At 56.5% G+C, this 16,301-nt stretch carries 18 protein-coding genes and 1 other annotated feature; of the genes, 11 read left to right on the plus strand and 7 right to left on the minus strand.

Going from position 1 to position 16,301, the window contains the following annotated elements:
- Positions 1–87: 87 nt before the first annotated feature.
- The 3 genes from AAIE02_RS10250 to dacD all read right to left on the minus strand — a co-directional run bounded on the left by AAIE02_RS10250 (position 88) and on the right by dacD (position 2,318).
- A complete protein-coding gene (locus AAIE02_RS10250; protein ID WP_008455011.1) occupies positions 88–522 on the minus strand; it encodes a VOC family protein in 435 nt (144 codons plus the stop codon).
- A 12-nt stretch (positions 523–534) separates the two neighbouring features.
- Positions 535–999: a DNA gyrase inhibitor SbmC gene (gene sbmC, locus AAIE02_RS10255; RefSeq protein ID WP_008455013.1), complete on the minus strand. Its 465-nt coding sequence runs from the start codon at positions 997–999 to the stop codon at positions 535–537.
- Positions 1,000–1,151: 152 nt separating this feature from the next.
- Entirely contained in the window at positions 1,152–2,318 is a 1,167-nt protein-coding gene (gene dacD, locus AAIE02_RS10260; RefSeq protein WP_166872653.1) for a serine-type D-Ala-D-Ala carboxypeptidase DacD, read from the minus strand.
- A 252-nt stretch (positions 2,319–2,570) separates the two neighbouring features.
- Here dacD and AAIE02_RS10265 point away from each other — a divergent pair, with 252 nt between their 5' ends.
- Entirely contained in the window at positions 2,571–3,722 is a 1,152-nt protein-coding gene (locus tag AAIE02_RS10265) for an acyltransferase family protein (protein WP_498532483.1), read from the plus strand.
- Between the two features lie 76 nt (positions 3,723–3,798).
- Complete coding sequence (sbcB, locus tag AAIE02_RS10270) at positions 3,799–5,226, plus strand: exodeoxyribonuclease I (protein ID WP_498532484.1); 1,428 nt, start codon at positions 3,799–3,801, stop codon at positions 5,224–5,226.
- 61 nt (positions 5,227–5,287) lie between these two features.
- Here the strand turns inward: sbcB and AAIE02_RS10275 are convergent, their stop codons facing one another.
- The 4 genes from AAIE02_RS10275 to AAIE02_RS10290 form a co-directional block, all read right to left on the minus strand.
- Positions 5,288–6,652: an APC family permease gene (locus AAIE02_RS10275; protein ID WP_166872643.1), complete on the minus strand. Its 1,365-nt coding sequence runs from the start codon at positions 6,650–6,652 to the stop codon at positions 5,288–5,290.
- Positions 6,642–6,704, minus strand: a complete 63-nt coding sequence (locus AAIE02_RS10280) for a hypothetical protein (RefSeq protein ID WP_494493252.1) — start codon at positions 6,702–6,704, stop codon at positions 6,642–6,644. Before AAIE02_RS10280 ends, AAIE02_RS10275 begins: the two co-directional genes overlap by 11 nt.
- A gap of 375 nt (positions 6,705–7,079) precedes the next feature.
- Positions 7,080–7,994, minus strand: a complete 915-nt coding sequence (locus AAIE02_RS10285; RefSeq protein WP_008455025.1) for a LysR substrate-binding domain-containing protein — start codon at positions 7,992–7,994, stop codon at positions 7,080–7,082.
- A 26-nt stretch (positions 7,995–8,020) separates the two neighbouring features.
- Positions 8,021–8,848: an SDR family oxidoreductase gene (locus AAIE02_RS10290; RefSeq protein WP_498532485.1), complete on the minus strand. Its 828-nt coding sequence runs from the start codon at positions 8,846–8,848 to the stop codon at positions 8,021–8,023.
- 200 nt (positions 8,849–9,048) lie between these two features.
- Here AAIE02_RS10290 and hisL point away from each other — a divergent pair, with 200 nt between their 5' ends.
- From hisL to hisIE, 9 genes are all read left to right on the plus strand, one after another.
- Positions 9,049–9,099 carry a his operon leader peptide gene (gene hisL / locus AAIE02_RS10295; protein ID WP_126358378.1) on the plus strand — a complete coding sequence of 17 codons (51 nt, stop codon included), beginning with the start codon at positions 9,049–9,051 and terminating at the stop codon, positions 9,097–9,099.
- Positions 9,075–9,197, plus strand: a sequence feature (His leader region). (Overlaps the previous gene by 25 nt.)
- A 37-nt stretch (positions 9,198–9,234) precedes the next feature.
- Positions 9,235–10,134 carry an ATP phosphoribosyltransferase gene (gene hisG / locus AAIE02_RS10300; protein WP_008455029.1) on the plus strand — a complete coding sequence of 300 codons (900 nt, stop codon included), beginning with the start codon at positions 9,235–9,237 and terminating at the stop codon, positions 10,132–10,134.
- A gap of 4 nt (positions 10,135–10,138) precedes the next feature.
- A complete protein-coding gene (gene hisD / locus AAIE02_RS10305; protein ID WP_498532486.1) occupies positions 10,139–11,446 on the plus strand; it encodes a histidinol dehydrogenase in 1,308 nt (435 codons plus the stop codon).
- The gene (hisC, locus tag AAIE02_RS10310; RefSeq protein WP_166991315.1) at positions 11,443–12,525 is read left to right on the plus strand and encodes a histidinol-phosphate transaminase; all 1,083 of its coding nucleotides are present in this window, start codon (positions 11,443–11,445) and stop codon (positions 12,523–12,525) included. The genes hisD and hisC overlap by 4 nt, the downstream gene beginning before the upstream one ends.
- On the plus strand, positions 12,522–13,589 hold the full coding sequence (gene hisB / locus AAIE02_RS10315) for a bifunctional histidinol-phosphatase/imidazoleglycerol-phosphate dehydratase HisB (protein ID WP_498532487.1): 1,068 nt from the start codon (positions 12,522–12,524) through the stop codon (positions 13,587–13,589). Before hisC ends, hisB begins: the two co-directional genes overlap by 4 nt.
- Complete coding sequence (hisH, locus tag AAIE02_RS10320; protein WP_498532488.1) at positions 13,589–14,179, plus strand: imidazole glycerol phosphate synthase subunit HisH; 591 nt, start codon at positions 13,589–13,591, stop codon at positions 14,177–14,179. Before hisB ends, hisH begins: the two co-directional genes overlap by 1 nt.
- 3 nt (positions 14,180–14,182) lie before the next feature.
- A complete protein-coding gene (gene hisA / locus AAIE02_RS10325; protein ID WP_498532489.1) occupies positions 14,183–14,920 on the plus strand; it encodes a 1-(5-phosphoribosyl)-5-[(5-phosphoribosylamino)methylideneamino]imidazole-4-carboxamide isomerase in 738 nt (245 codons plus the stop codon).
- Positions 14,902–15,678 (plus strand): imidazole glycerol phosphate synthase subunit HisF, encoded by a 777-nt coding sequence (gene hisF / locus AAIE02_RS10330; RefSeq protein ID WP_336981488.1) that lies wholly within the window; start codon positions 14,902–14,904, stop codon positions 15,676–15,678. The genes hisA and hisF overlap by 19 nt, the downstream gene beginning before the upstream one ends.
- Complete coding sequence (gene hisIE / locus AAIE02_RS10335) at positions 15,672–16,283, plus strand: bifunctional phosphoribosyl-AMP cyclohydrolase/phosphoribosyl-ATP diphosphatase HisIE (protein ID WP_008455044.1); 612 nt, start codon at positions 15,672–15,674, stop codon at positions 16,281–16,283. The genes hisF and hisIE overlap by 7 nt, the downstream gene beginning before the upstream one ends.
- Positions 16,284–16,301 lie beyond the last annotated feature (18 nt).

Raw genomic sequence — 16,301 nt, forward strand, 5'->3', positions numbered from 1 at the left:
TGCGGCGGGGCTTTTACGCGGAATATTTCACATTTCTTTGCTGAATATCAGAAATGGGCGGCAGGCTGCCGCCCGGATTCAAGCCAGCTAGCGCAGCCAGGGCGTAACGGTCACGCCAACCAGCAGCCCTTCAGGACTGAGCATACGTGACACCGTTTGCCCCCAGGGCTCGATACGGTTATCCACCAGCATCTGATACCCGGCCTGCTTTAGTACCGCTGTCGCCTGCCCGACATCTTCTACTTCAAATTCGACCCAGCTTTGGGGCGCGACAATGTGCTCGGGCCAACCGTCCACGCCGAAGCAGGACTGTGCCGCCTGAGCGAGCGGCCAGAGCGCAAAATGCTTCACGCCATCCAGCTCACCGTGTTCCGTTGCCAGATAGTCCTCGTTGCCTTCCATCGCTTTTAACGGCAGACCGAGCACCTGCTGATAAAACCCGGCACTTGCCGCCACGTCGCGCGTAACGGGGCCATACCCGGCGATGAATAACACGTTTAATCCTGCGATAGCTTCCGTCATGGCGAGCTCCTGTCAGACTTTAGCGACCGGAATATACATATCAATTTCCCATACGCCGGACGCCGAGCCGTCGTTGAGATAGATTTCGTAACAGGGTTTGCCGGTTAACTGATAGTCACCATCAGCCTCTACCTGGTCAAAGAAGGTTTCCCAGGCTTCCTGGAATGCTTCGTTTTTTACGATGGCATGCCCGATGGCGTAAGTATCTGCCTCAATAGCCGTGATGATAACGCCTTCGCTGTTTTCCGGTAGTTTGAACTCTTCAGGTACGCCCAGTACCGTGTCCACGCGGAGCTTTTCTGGCGGAACAACATCGGGGTCATCATAGTAAATGGCCAGCCAGTCGCCATGGAGGCTGTGGGTTTTCGCCCACATGGCCAGCTGGCCAAACCCTTGCGGAACCGTGGTTTCCCACGGCCCGACCAGATGAAAACCGGCCACTTTACGCGCCGGAACATGCTGAACTTTGAATGTCATACTGCCTCCACGCTGATGAATAAATACACTGTACATTTATACACTATATTTTTTAAAGGTGGGGCACAAGCTGCCAGATTTGGAAGCAACCTCGCAGGAAATGGCGACAAAAAAACCGCGCAAATTGCGCGGTTCATCAACAAGACAAAGGGTTAAAGCTTGCGGCTGATAAAGTCGCCGAGACGCGAAAACAGCCCGCCCTTCTCCACCGGCGTGAGGTTCACTAGCGGCCAGTGGGAGATAAGCTTGTCGCCATCAAACAGCTGGATCTCGCCCACCTGCGTATTGGCTGCCAGCGGCGCCTCCATATCCTGCTTGCTCAGCACATACTTTGCTTTGATGTTCGGCACTTCCGATTTAGGCAGCGCGAGGAAGACGTCCTGGTCCGGGCCCACATTGATATTGGCCTTGTCGCCGTACCAGATGTGCTCGCTGCCGATAGGTTTGCCTTTTTGCAAGACCTGCACGGTGTCGAAATTATCCTGCCCCCAGTGCAGCAGCTTGCGGGCCTGCTCTTCACGCCCTTTTGAGCTAAGGCCGCCCATAATCACCGCAATCAGGCGGCGCTGGCCCAGCACGCTGGAGGCAATAATGTTAAACCCTGCCGTTTCGGTATGCCCCGTTTTCAGGCCATCCACGTTCAGGGATTTATCCCACAACAGGCCGTTGCGGTTTTGCTGGGTAATCCCGTTCCAGGTGAGACTGCGCTCGCTGTACATATGGTAGAACTGGGGTTCACCGTGGATGATAGCGCGGGACAGCACGGCAAGATCATAGGCGGAGCTGTGCTGCCCCGGCGCGTCCAGGCCATGCACGGTTTCAAAATGAGTATCGTGCAGGCCAAGCTGGTCGACGTAGTGGTTCATCATGGCGACAAACTGTTTCTGTCCCCCGGCAACATAGTCTGCCAGCGCAACGCAGGCATCGTTGCCGGAATCGATAATCAACCCGCGGCTGAGATCGCGCACGGTCACCCGGTCGCCCGGCTTAATGAACATCAGCGATGAGCCGTCAAACACCGGGTTACCTTTTGCCCAGGCGTCTTTCCCCACTGTGACGACGTCGTCCGGGGTAATACGTTTACTGTCGATTGCGCGGTCAACGACATAGCCGGTCATCAGTTTTGTCAGGCTGGCCGGGTTACGCTGGACGTGTTCATTGCCTGCGGTCAGCACCTGCCCGGTGGTGTAATCCATCAGTACCCATGCGCCGGCCTCTACCTGAGGCGGTTGCGGCTGATGGGGGAAAATATCATCAGCATAGGCAGCATTGACGGAAAGGGACAAAAAGCTCAGGGCAACAAGCAGGCGGGTTTTCAACGGAATTTCCTCAAAGACTTAATTTACAGCGGCTCGTTTTACGGGAGTTCTTGTTAATTTGCTTCTTTAAATTGCAAGAAAATATGACATTTCATATTTAGCAATAATAATGAATGATATTTGTACGAAATATATTCCCCCAGACATCACACTGCGTTTATTCCGATATTCCATGTTTGCGTGACATTCTGATTGTGACAGCGCTGATTCATTTTTACTCTGACCGAAGAATACACGCATAAAGGTCATCGTATGGTGGAAAGTAAACGCTGGTCTCCTGAGCTGGAGGGGCTGCGAGGGCTGGCCTCGCTTTGGGTTTTGCTCGGCCACATTTGCCTGCTGGTGCAGTGCCGCATTCCTCTTCTTTACGATCCGGGGATGGGGGTCGATTTATTTATTTTACTGTCAGGGTATTTGATGGCAAAAAATTATCAGGAGCGTCGGGAAAAAGAGCCGTGGAATAGCCCGGATACCTTTCGCAAATTCTGGCTACGCCGCTTCTTTCGCATCGTCCCGCTCTATTATTTGCTGCTGGTCGTGGCGCTGATTTTTGGCAGCTGGTTCGGCGAAATGCGCGATATTATCGCCAGCGCCTGGCCGACAACCGCCACCGCAAGCAGCCGCTATGCCGACCACTCCGCAATGAATATTTTCAGCCATCTGACGTTTATTTTTGGCCTGTTACCGGCCTGGTCCTTCCGCACCGTGTTGCCAGACTGGAGCATTGGGCTGGAGATGCAGTTTTATCTGCTGTTCCCGTTCATTATGCTGCTGGTGATGCGCTACGGGTTTACGGTTAGCGCGACGCTGCTGATGGTGATTTGCCTGGCGGCCCGCTGGCTGTTCCCGGACTACTTCAACGCCTTTCCTATGCCGTCGATGATCCTGATAAAACTGCCGCTGTTTATCGCCGGAATGCTGATATCCCACGCGGTAATGCAAAAAAACCTGCGCTATTGCGCGCTGGCGCTGCTCGCCCCGGTTATTGCCTGGCAGATGCATATCGCCGAAACCCATCTGCGGCTGGTGGCAGAGTGCATGATGATTACCGGCATGACGCTGCTGCTCTGGCAGCCTGACAAAGAAAATCGCCTGCGCCGAATCACGGCGGCACCTCGCCAGCTGCTCACCTGTCGGTTTAGCCTGTTTCTGGGGGATGTCTCTTATTCGGTGTACCTGCTACACCTGATGATTGTCCTCCCCACCATCGGCCTGCTCGTCCGCTACACCGGTTTTGCCCATCAGCCTTCGCTGATGCGTTTCCTGATAGTCACGGCCATCGCGCTGCCCACCGTCTGGCTGATTGCCGTTGCGCTTTACCACAAGGTTGAAAAACGCGGCATCGCGCTGGGTAAACAGTTGCTTAGCGGGGCGAAAATGAAGTCCGAAAGGTCCGTATCTTAAACGCGCTTTTCCTTCTGATGCGCCGGCAGATGGTTTACCATTGAGTCTGATGATAACTAGCTCAATGGTAACCTCTGTGTCCGATTCTGCCTCACTTGCTACCTTTCTGTTTCACGATTACGAAACCTTCGGCAAAAGCCCTTCGCTGGACAGACCGGCCCAGTTTGCCGCGATTCGCACCGACAGCGAATTTAACGTTATTGGCGAACCGGAAGTGTTTTACTGCAAGCCTGCGGATGACTACCTGCCCCAGCCTGAAGCCGTGATGATCACCGGCATAACGCCCCAGCAGGCGCTGGCGCACGGCGAGAACGAAGCGGCCTTCGCGAAGCGTATTCACGACATCTTCACGGTGCCAAAGACTTGCGTGGTGGGCTACAACAACGTGCGCTTCGACGATGAAGTGACGCGGAATATTTTTTACCGTAACTTTTACGATCCGTATGCCTGGAGCTGGCAGAACGACAATTCCCGCTGGGATTTGCTCGACGTGATGCGCGCCTGTTACGCCCTGCGTCCCGAAGGCATTGTCTGGCCGGAAAATGAGGACGGGCTGCCGAGCTTCCGCCTTGAGCACCTGACCAAAGCCAACGGCATTGAACACGCTAACGCACACGATGCGATGTCAGACGTTTACGCCACCATCGCGATGGCTCAGCTAGTGAAAACCCGCCAGCCGCGCCTGTTTGAGTATCTCTACAGCCATCGCTCAAAGCAGAAGTTACAGACGCTGATTGATATCCCGCAGATGAAGCCGCTGGTCCATGTATCCGGCATGTTCGGCGCCCAGCGCGGCAATACCAGTTGGATAGCGCCGCTGGCCTGGCACCCGGACAACCGCAATGCGGTGATAATGGTCGACCTGGCCGGGGATATCTCGCCGCTGCTGGCGCTGGATGCCGCCACCCTGCGTGAACGCCTGTACACACCCAAAGCCGAACTGGGTGATAACGCAGCGGTGCCGATCAAGCTGGTGCATCTGAATAAATGTCCGGTGCTGGCCGTCGCCAACACCCTGCGCCCGGAAGATGCTGAACGCCTCGGCATTAACCGCCAGCAATGCCTTGATAACCTGAAAGTACTGCGCGAACACCCGGAAGTGCGTGAGAAGGTGGTGGCGCTGTTTGCCGAAGCCGAGCCGTTTGTGCCTTCCGATAACGTCGATGCCCAGCTTTACAACGGCTTCTTTAGTGACGCCGACCGTGCCGCAATGCGCATCGTGCTGCAAACCGACCCGCAGAATCTGCCGGCGCTGGATATCACCTTTGCCGATAAGCGCATTGAGAAGCTGTTGTTCAACTACCGCGCGCGCAACTGGCCGGGCACGTTAAGCGAAGATGAGCAGAACCGCTGGCTACAGTATCGCCGGGACGTGCTTTCCCAGGAAGCTCTGCAGGCCTATGCTCTTGAGCTGGAAGCGCTGTATAACCAGCATGAAGGGGATAAAGAGAAAATGGCGCTGCTGAAATCGCTATTTGAATATGCCCAGTACCTGGTCGGTTAACCCTTTTGACAGATAAAAAAATGGCTCCCTTTGGGAGCCATTTTTATTGCTTCGAAACGCATTAAGCGATGTCTTCGTTGTACTGAGGCACCGGGTTACGGAAGCTGCGGGTCACGCAGGCCACGTAAATCAGGCCGATCGCACCCCAAATCAGGCCGAGAATCATCGAGCTTTGTTCCAGGTTAATCCACAGCGCACCCACGGTCAGGGCACCAATCGTCGGCAGAACCAGGAAGTTCAGGTGATCTTTGAACGTCTTGTTGCGCTTTTCGCGGATCCAGAACTGCGAGATAACCGACAGGTTAACGAAGGTAAAGGCAACCAGTGCACCGAAGTTAATCAGCGCGGTGGCGGTAACCAGGTCAAAGTCGATAGCCATCAGCGCAACTGCGCCCACCAGCAGCACGTTGAACGCCGGGGTACGCCATTTCGGATGAATATACCCAAAGAAGCGGTTCGGGAACACGCCGTCACGACCCATCACGTACATCAGGCGGGAAACGCCAGTGTGCGCGGCCATACCGGAAGCCAGTACGGTAATGGTGGAGAAGATCAGCGCGCCAACCTGGAAGGCTTTACCCGCCACAAACAGCATGATTTCCGGCTGAGACGCATCCGGATCCTTGAAGCGAGAGATATCCGGGAAGTACAGCTGCAGGAAATAGGTGGAGACGATGAAGATCAGGCCACCAATCAGCGCGGTCAGGAAGATAGCGCGCGGAATCACACGCTCGGCGTTCTTGGTCTCTTCAGACAGGTTGCTGATGCCGTCAAACCCGGTAAACGAGAAGCACAGGATTGTCGCGCCGGTAATCATCGGCACAATATGCGCGTTCTCGGACCAGAACGGCTTGCTGCTTGTCAGCGTACCCGCACCTTCACCGCCCGCAACGCCGTACACCACCATTCCCATGATTACCGCAATCAGCAGAATCTGCAGGATAACGATGATGCTGTTGAAGTTGGCGACCGTTTTAACGCTGCGCAGGTTAGAAACGGTCATAAAGCCGACCAGCACGACCACGAAGATCCAGGACGGCACCTCAGGCACCAGCGCTTCAAAGTAGATTTTTGCCAGCAGGATGTTAATCATCGGCGCGAACAGGTAGTCCAGCAGCGACGACCAGCCCACCATAAAACCGACCAGCGGGTTAATGGATTTTTGGGCGTAGGTATAAGCGGAACCCGCAGACGGGAAACGACGCACCAGCTTGCCATAGCTCAGCGCGGTGAACAGGATCGCCACCAGAGCAAAGGCATAAGCCGTCGGCACATGGCCATCGGTCATCCCGGAAACAATACCGAAAGTATCAAACAAGGTCATCGGCTGCATGTAGGCAAGGCCCATCATGACTACCGGTACCAGCGTCAGGGTCTTACGCAGACCTGGGCGGGTGTTTGCACCTGCGGTGACGTTAAGCGACATGGTTGTTTCCCTCAGTGGAGAAAGCCTGCGCAAAAGCAAAAATCTGCCCCATCTTAATTTCCTCGGCGACACGACTGTCGTTTTTTAAAAGCTAGTATCTATCCGGTACGAAGCCCGGCCTCTTGGTTTTTTTGGCAAATGCCGTTTGTCTGACTTAATTGATTGCAAAAAAATAACCGACGTCTCTTAAACGTCGGTTAGTTTTCTCTTTTGCAGGCCGCGTATTTTGCACCATACGAAGGCACAATGACAAGATGTTAAAGCCATCTTTGGCAATTTCTTTTTCAGCGCCTGGCGGAAGTAAAAACTCCCACATCCAGCACGGCAGAAGAAGCTAATCCCGTTCCGGCACATCGCTGCCATAACGCACTGCCTGACTGCCATTCAACATAGCCAGGTTAGTAAAATTCCGCCAGTCAAAAAGGCACTATTTTTCTACTGGCATATACACCTGGGCGATATGCGGGTCAGCGACGATTTTTTCTCGCCACCATTCGCTGGCAAGCCCGGCCGTTTGCTCATTCCAGCCTATCCAAACCGGTACATAAGGCACCTGCCCCGCAACCTGTTTTTCCACCAGCGCACCACTCTCAATATAGCGCTGCGCCATATAGCGCGGCATATACCCGCAGCCAATGCCGCTGATTTGCAGCTCGAGCTTGGTTTTGAAATCAAACACGGTGATCGCCTCCTGCTCTTCAAGCAAATGCAGCGCTCGGGCGGACTCGATTCTGGAGGTGTCTCCGACGACCACCGCCCGGGACTGCTTAACCAGCCGTCTGGGCAGTGGCTCCTCCGCTTTCGCCAGCGAATGATGTGGGGCGACAACAAAGACGATCTCCAGCCGGCCCAGAAGCGTAAAGCCAAAACCGCTCAGCGAAGGCGGCTCGCTCATCGCCCCGACAATAATGTCCGCCCGCCCTTCCGTGAGCGCCTCCCACGAGCCGCCAAGCACATCGTTGATAAATTTTAGCCGCGTTACGCTGTAGCTTTGATAGAACGCCTCGATTAAGGGCGTCAGCAGGGAAAAGGGAAAGGCATTGTCCACGCCGATGGTGAGTTCGTGTTCCCAGCCCTGCTGGAGTTTGATCGCCTGCTTTTCCAGCTCGCGTACCGAATGCAGAATTTCCCTGCCTTTTTCCAGCAGGAGCTGGCCGGTTCGCGTAAAGCGCGCCCGGTGGCCGCTGCGGTCGAGGATTTGAATATTGAGGTCGCTTTCCAGCTTTTGCACGCTGTAGCTCAGCGCCGAAGGGGTTTTAAAGAGCTTTGCCGCCGCCGCAGCAAAACTCCCCTCTTTATCCAGCGCATCGAGAATGATCAGGACCTCCAGCAAAGGTTTCATACTCACTCCCGGGTGTGCGGCTGAATTTACTGCATAGGCATAAGCAGCGGATTAGGATATTGATAGTCGAAGCCTAGCTCATTACAGATGCGGCTGCCGTCAATCAGCTTGCCGTGGCCGGTTGCCGCGTCTTTACGGAACGACGGGGCCTCAAGGCCAATTTGCCGCGCCATAAGCGAATAGAATTCTTCCCGCGTTGGGTGGGCCGGAGCACAAAGATTATAGACTCGCCCGCCTTTAGGTGCCTGAAGCAGCAGCGTGATGGCCGAAATCACATCTTCCAGATGCACGAGATTTACGCCGTGCTGCCCGTTTGCCACGTCCCTTTTCCCCGCTAAAAAACGCCCAGGATGGCGTTCCGGCCCCACCAGCCCCGCGAGGCGGAGGATATCCACGGACGTCCCCGGGAGTTTGTGCAGCCAGTCTTCCAGCTCTTTAAGCACTTTCCCGCTGGCGGTGACAGGTTTAAGCGGGGACGTCTCTTTTACGCTACCCTCGCCTTCCCCATACACGGAGGTCGAGCTGGTAAAAATAATGCGCGGCACGGAATGCGCCAGCGCGCTGTCGACTATTTCCTGCACCGCCTGCAGATAAAAATCATCGCCTTCTCCAGTGCGTCGGGCGGGCAGCGTCACCACTAACGCGTCAACGTTCAGCAGCGCTTCCAGGTCTTCACTGTCGCAAACCAGTTCCGGCTGCAGATTCAGCTGATAACTTTCGATCCCGCACATGCGAGCTGCTTCTACGCCATCCTGCGTGGTTTTGCTGCCGGTGACCTGATAACCACGCGCTGACAATGAGAGCGCCAGCGGCATACCCAACCACCCCAACCCGACTATTGCGACCCTTTTCATGCCTTGTCTCCTGACCTTGCAGCATTATCTTCTGAAGAGTGAATTTAGCTCTCCGTTAAGGCTACGCCACCCGGGCAGAACTGACAATTCCCTCAGCCTTACAGAATATTAATCAGCGAGGAAAAAACCCCTTGCGCTCGGTGCGTCATCTGGTTTACGTTAATTAGCACATAATGAATAGTCATTCATACGAGAATTTTATGACACGCGCTCAGTTTAAAAACCACCATCATCACCATCACCCTGACTAGTCTTTCAGGCGATTGGTGCTGGGAGACGAAAAGATCTTCCAGTGGTGCGTGAACGCGAGAAAAAGCCCCCGGAAGATATCTTCCGGGGGCTTTTTTATTGGGCGTCAGACAGGAATTGATAAGGGGTAACTACCGATGACCGACAACAACCGTTTACGCATAGCTATGCAGAAATCTGGCCGTCTTAGCGATGATTCACGCGAATTACTCGCCCGCTGCGGCATAAAAATTAACCTGCACACCCAACGCCTGATTGCGCTGGCCGAAAACATGCCCATCGACATTCTGCGCGTGCGTGATGACGACATTCCAGGGCTGGTGATGGACGGCGTCGTGGACCTCGGTATCATCGGTGAAAACGTGCTCGAAGAAGAGCTGCTGACGCGCCGCGCCCAGGGCGAAGATCCGCGTTATTACACGCTGCGTCGCCTGGACTTTGGCGGCTGCCGCCTGTCGTTGGCCACCGCCGTAGACGAGCCGTGGGATGGCCCGGCCAGCCTCAACAACAAACGCATTGCGACCTCTTACCCGCACCTGCTGAAGCGTTACCTCGACCAGAAAGGCGTGCAGTTTAAATCCTGCCTGCTGAACGGCTCGGTGGAAGTGGCCCCGCGCGCCGGTCTGGCCGATGCCATCTGCGACCTGGTGTCTACCGGCGCAACCCTTGAAGCCAACGGGCTGCGTGAAGTCGAAGTTATCTACCGTTCCAAAGCCTGCCTGATCCAGCGTGACGGCGAAATGCCGGCAGCCAAGCAGCAGCTGATCGACAAACTGCTGACCCGTATCCAGGGCGTGATTCAGGCTCGCGAGTCCAAATACATCATGATGCACGCGCCAACCGAGCGCCTGGATGAAGTGATTGCCCTGCTGCCAGGCGCCGAGCGTCCAACCATTTTGCCGCTGGCCGGCGATCAGCAGCGCGTGGCGATGCACATGGTGAGCAGCGAAACGCTGTTCTGGGAAACCATGGAAAAACTGAAAGCGCTGGGTGCCAGTTCCATTCTGGTGCTGCCGATTGAGAAGATGATGGAGTGATGTGATGAGCAACTTCAACACGCTGATTAACTGGAACGACTGCGACGAAGGCGCGCGACGCGCGCTGCTAATGCGCCCGGCTATCTCCGCTTCGGACAGCATCACTCTCACCGTGGCGGAAATCCTGAACAACGTTAAAAGCAACGGCGATGCCGCCCTGCGTGAATACAGCGCGAAGTTCGATAAAACTGAAGTGAAGCAGCTGCAGGTCAATCAGCAGCAAATCGATGAAGCCGTCGCGAGACTCGGCAGCGAGATTAAAGAGGCGATGGCCGTGGCCGTCGCTAACATCGAAAAATTCCACCTCGCGCAGCAGCTTGCCCCGGTGGATGTGGAAACCATGCCCGGCGTGCGTTGCCAGCAGGTGACTCGCCCTGTAGCCTCCGTGGGCCTGTACATTCCCGGTGGATCCGCCCCGCTGTTCTCCACCGTGCTGATGCTGGCCACGCCTGCCCGCATTGCTGGCTGCAAAAAAGTCGTCCTTTGCTCCCCGCCGCCAATTGCCGATGAGATTCTCTACGCGGCCCAGCTTTGCGGCGTACAGGAAGTGTTTCAGGTCGGCGGCGCCCAGGCTATTGCCGCGCTGGCGCTAGGCACAGAAAGCATTCCGAAAGTGGACAAGATTTTTGGGCCTGGCAACGCCTTCGTCACCGAAGCAAAGCGCCAGGTCAGTCAGCGTCTCGACGGCGCAGCTATTGATATGCCTGCTGGCCCATCGGAAGTGCTGGTGATCGCCGACAGCGGCGCCACGCCTGATTTTGTCGCCTCCGACCTGCTTTCTCAGGCGGAACACGGCCCGGATTCTCAGGTGGTTCTGCTGACCCCAGACAGCACCATGGCCCTGGCCGTTGCCGATGCCGTTGAGCGCCAGCTTGCCGCCCTGCCGCGCGCAGAAACCGCACGCAAAGCGCTGGAAAGCAGTCGCTTAATTGTTGCCCGTGATTTAGCGCAGTGCATTGAGATTTCCAACCAATACGGTCCAGAGCATCTGATCATTCAGACCCGCAACGCCCGTGAACTGGTGGACGATATTACCAGCGCAGGCTCGGTATTTCTGGGCGACTGGTCGCCGGAATCCGCCGGGGATTATGCCTCCGGGACAAACCACGTCCTGCCGACCTACGGTTACACCTCCACCTGCTCAAGCCTCGGGCTGGCGGACTTCCAGAAGCGCATGACCGTGCAGGAGCTGTCTCCGCAGGGTTTTGCTTCTCTGGCAAAAACCATTGAAACCCTGGCCGCCGCCGAGCAGCTGACCGCCCACAAAAACGCCGTTACCCTCCGCGTCGCCGCCCTGAAGGAGCAAGCATGAGCCTCGAAGAGTTAGCCCGCGCCAACGTTCGCGCCCTGACCCCATATCAGTCTGCCCGCCGCCTGGGCGGGAACGGCGACGTCTGGCTGAACGCCAACGAATACCCAACGCCGGTAGAGTTCCAGTTAACCGCGCAGACGCTGAACCGCTACCCGGAGTGCCAGCCAAAGCAGGTCATCGCCAACTATGCCAGCTACGCAGGCGTGAAGCCTGAGCAGGTTTTGGTGAGCCGCGGCGCGGATGAAGGTATCGAACTGCTGATTCGCGCGTTCTGCGAACCGGGCAAAGACGCGATTCTCTATTGCCCGCCGACCTACGGCATGTACACCGTCAGTGCCGAAGCCTTTGGCGTAGAGTGCCGCACCGTGGCCACGCTGGATAACTGGCAACTGGATCTTCCGGCGATTGCAGAGAACCTCGACGGCGTAAAAGTTGTTTATGTTTGCAGCCCAAACAACCCAACCGGCCAGTTGATTAATCCGCAGGATCTGCGCGCGCTGCTGGAAATGACCCGCGATAAAGCGCTGGTCGTTGCCGATGAAGCCTATATCGAGTTTTGCCCCCAGGCGACGCTGGCAGGCTGGCTTCAGGAATATCCCAACCTGGTCGTACTGCGGACGCTCTCCAAAGCATTTGCGCTTGCAGGCCTGCGCTGCGGATTTACGCTGGCGAATGAGGAAGTGATTAACCTGCTGCTAAAAGTCATCGCCCCTTACCCGCTTTCTACACCGGTAGCTGACATCGCCGCCCAGGCGCTAAGCCCGCAGGGCATCAACGCGATGCGTGAGCGCGTGGCCGAAGTGCTGCTTAATCGCCAGTATCTGATCAATGAGCTGAAAAGCGTCCCTTGCGTTGAGCAGGTTTTCGACAGCGAAACCAACTACGTCATCGCCAGAATGACCGCCTCCAGCGCAGTCTTTAAATCACTGTGGGATCAGGGCATTATCTTACGTGACCAGAATAAACAACCGACGTTAAGCGGCTGCCTGCGCATCAGCATCGGCACGCGAGAAGAGTGCCAGCGCGCCATTGAGGCGCTGCGTCAGCAACCCGGCCTGCAGGCCACGGAGAGCAAATGAGCCAGAAAGTACTTTTTATTGACCGCGACGGGACCCTGATTTCCGAACCACCGAGCGATTACCAGGTCGACCGCATGGAGAAACTCGCCTTTGAGCCTGCGGTGATCCCGGCTCTGCTGCAGCTGCAAAAGGCGGGTTACCGTCTGGTGATGATCACCAACCAGGACGGCCTGGGTACCGCCAGCTTCCCTCAGGCCGATTTCGACGGCCCGCACAACCTGATGATGCAGGTGCTGACCTCACAGGACATTCTTTTTGATGAGGTGCTGATTTGCCCTCACCTGCCAGCGGACAACTGCGACTGCCGCAAGCCGAAGCTGGCGCTGGTCACTGGCTACCTGCAGGACGGCGTGCTGGATAAAGCCAATAGTTACGTGATTGGCGACCGCGCCACGGACATTGAGCTGGCCGCAAACATGGGCATTCAGGGCCTGCGCTACAACAGCGATGGCCTGGACTGGAAGCAAATCGCCGAGAAACTCACTAAGCGCGATCGCTACGCCCACGTGGAGCGCAACACCAAAGAAACGCAGATTGACGTGAAGGTGTGGCTGGATCGTGAAGGCGGCAGCAAGATCGCCACCGGCGTCGGTTTCTTTGATCACATGCTGGACCAGGTCTGCACCCACGGCGGCTTCCGCATGGAGATCGCGGTGAAAGGCGATTTATACATCGACGATCACCACACCGTGGAAGATACCGGTCTGGCGCTGGGCGAAGCGCTGAAGCTGGCGCTGGGCGACAAACGTGGCATCACCCGCTTTGGCTTTGTGCTGCCGATGGACGAATGCCTCGCCCGCTGCGCGCTGGATATCTCCGGCCGGCCGCACCTCGAATATAAAGCCGAGTTCAACTACCAGCGCGTGGGCGATCTCAGCACCGAAATGGTGGAACACTTCTTCCGCTCGCTCTCTTACACCATGGGCGTGACGCTGCACCTGAAGACCAAAGGCAAGAACGATCACCACCGCGTGGAGAGCCTGTTTAAAGTCTTTGGCCGCACCCTGCGCCAGGCGATTCGCGTAGAGGGCGATACGCTCCCCTCCTCGAAAGGAGTGCTCTGATGAACGTGGTGATCCTCGACACGGGCTGCGCCAACCTGCATTCGGTGAAATCGGCCATTCAGCGCCACGGCTATGAGCCGCTGGTCAGCCGTGACCCGGACGTGGTGCTGCGCGCCGATAAGCTTTTTCTGCCGGGCGTAGGCACCGCGCAGGCGGCCATGAACCAAATCATCGAGCGCGATTTGGTGGAGTTGATTAAAGCCTGTACCCAGCCCGTGCTGGGTATTTGCCTGGGAATGCAGCTTCTCGGCAGCCGCAGTGACGAAAGCCACGGCGTGGAAATGCTGGGCATTATCGAGCAGCCGGTATTGCAGATGAAAGACTTCGGCCTGCCGCTGCCGCACATGGGCTGGAACCGTGTTTACCCGAAGGCGGGCGACCGCCTGTTTCGCGGCATTGAAGACGGGGCGTATTTCTACTTCGTTCACAGCTACGCGATGCCGGTCTGCGAAAACACCATCGCCCAGGCAAACTACGGTGAAGCCTTCACCGCGGCGGTGCAAAAAGATAATTTCTGGGGCGTTCAGTTCCACCCCGAACGTTCCGGTGCGGCTGGGGCTCAGCTGCTGAAAAACTTTCTGGAGATGTAGACGATGATCATTCCGGCTCTTGATTTAATTGACGGCAACGTGGTGCGTCTCCATCAGGGAGATTACGGCCAGCAGCGTGACTACGGCAGCGATCCGCTTCCGCGTTTACAGGATTATCAGGCTCAGGGTGCGGAAGTGCTGCACCTCGTTGACCTGACCGGGGCTAAAGATCCGGCGGCCCGCCAAATTCCTCTGCTGCAAAAAATGCTGGCTGGCGTGAGCGTGCCGGTTCAGGTTGGCGGCGGTGTGCGTACCGAGCAGGACGTTGAGGCCCTGCTGGATGCGGGTGCCGCTCGCGTGGTGGTTGGCTCCACCGCGGTGAAATCTCCGGCGCTGGTACAAAGCTGGTTTAAACGCTTTGGCGCCGATGCTCTGGTGCTGGCGCTGGACGTGCGCATTGATGCCGAAGGTAACAAACAGGTTGCGGTGAGCGGCTGGCAGGAAACCTCCGGCACCACGCTGGAACAGCTTGTCGATGAGTTCCTGCCGTTTGGCCTGAAGCATGTGCTGTGCACCGACATCTCTCGCGATGGCACGCTGGCAGGCTCAAACGTCGAGCTTTATCAGGAAGTGTGCGCGCGCTTTCCGCAGGTCGCCTTTCAGGCTTCAGGCGGTATTGGCGGGCTGGATGATATTGCCGCCCTGCGCGGCAGCGGCGTGAAAGGCGTGATTGTTGGGCGCGCGCTTCTGGAAGGTAAATTTAACGTGAAGGAGGCGATTTCATGCTGGCAAAACGGATAATCCCTTGCCTGGACGTGCGTGACGGCCAGGTCGTGAAAGGCGTGCAATTCCGTAATCACGAAATCATCGGCGACATCGTGCCGCTGGCGCAGCGCTATGCTCAGGAAGGCGCAGACGAACTGGTGTTTTATGATATCACCGCCTCGAGCGATGGCCGCGTGGTAGACAAAAGCTGGGTGACTCGGGTGGCGGAAGTGATCGATATTCCTTTCTGCGTGGCGGGCGGGATTAAATCCGTGGAGGATGCCGCGCAGATCCTGTCGTTCGGGGCGGATAAGATTTCCATTAACTCCCCTGCCCTGGCCGATCCTGAGCTTATCACTCGCCTGGCGGATCGCTTCGGCGTGCAGTGCATCGTGGTCGGCATTGATACCTGGTTTGACGCTGAAACCGGCAAATACCACGTGAATCAGTACACCGGCGACGAAAGCCGTACCCGCGTAACAAAGTGGGAAACGCTGGATTGGGTGCAGGAAGTGCAGAAGCGCGGCGCCGGGGAAATCGTCCTGAATATGATGAACCAGGATGGCGTGCGTAACGGCTATGACTTGACGCAACTGAATAAAGTGCGTGAAGTGTGTCACGTGCCGCTTATCGCCTCCGGTGGCGCAGGCACCATGGAACACTTCCATGAGGCCTTCCGCGATGCGGACGTTGACGGCGCTCTGGCAGCTTCCGTGTTCCATAAGCAAATTATCAATATTGGTGAACTGAAGGCGTTTCTGGTTCAGCAAGGCGTGGAGATTCGAGTGTGTTAACAGAACAACAGCTAGCCCAGCTGGACTGGGAAAAAACCGATGGCCTGATGCCGGTTATCGTTCAGCACGCGGTGTCCGGTGAAGTCCTGATGCTCGGCTATATGAACCAGGACGCGCTGGCAAAAACCCAGGAAAGCGGCAAAGTGACCTTCTTCTCGCGCACCAAACAGCGCCTGTGGACTAAAGGTGAAACGTCAGGCCATTTCCTGAACGTGGTACGTATTGCGCCAGACTGCGATAACGACACGCTGCTGGTGCTGGTGAACCCCATCGGCCCAACCTGCCACCTCGGCACCTCAAGCTGCTTTGGGGATACTCACCACGACTGGCTTTTCCTGTTTGAACTTGAACAGTTGCTGGCCTCGCGGAAAACTGCCGATCCCGCCAGTTCCTATACCGCCAAACTGTACGCCAGCGGCACCAAGCGTATTGCGCAGAAAGTGGGCGAAGAAGGCGTGGAAACCGCGCTGGCAGCAACCGTGAACGATCGTCACGAACTGACCAACGAAGCTTCTGACTTGATGTATCACCTGCTGGTGCTGCTGCAGGATCAGGATTTGGACTTGAGTACGGTGATTGAGAATTTACGGGCCCGGCATAAATAAGCCCTGGAACAGATGTAA

Source organism: Cedecea sp. Ae19-4 (genome assembly GCF_059801165.1).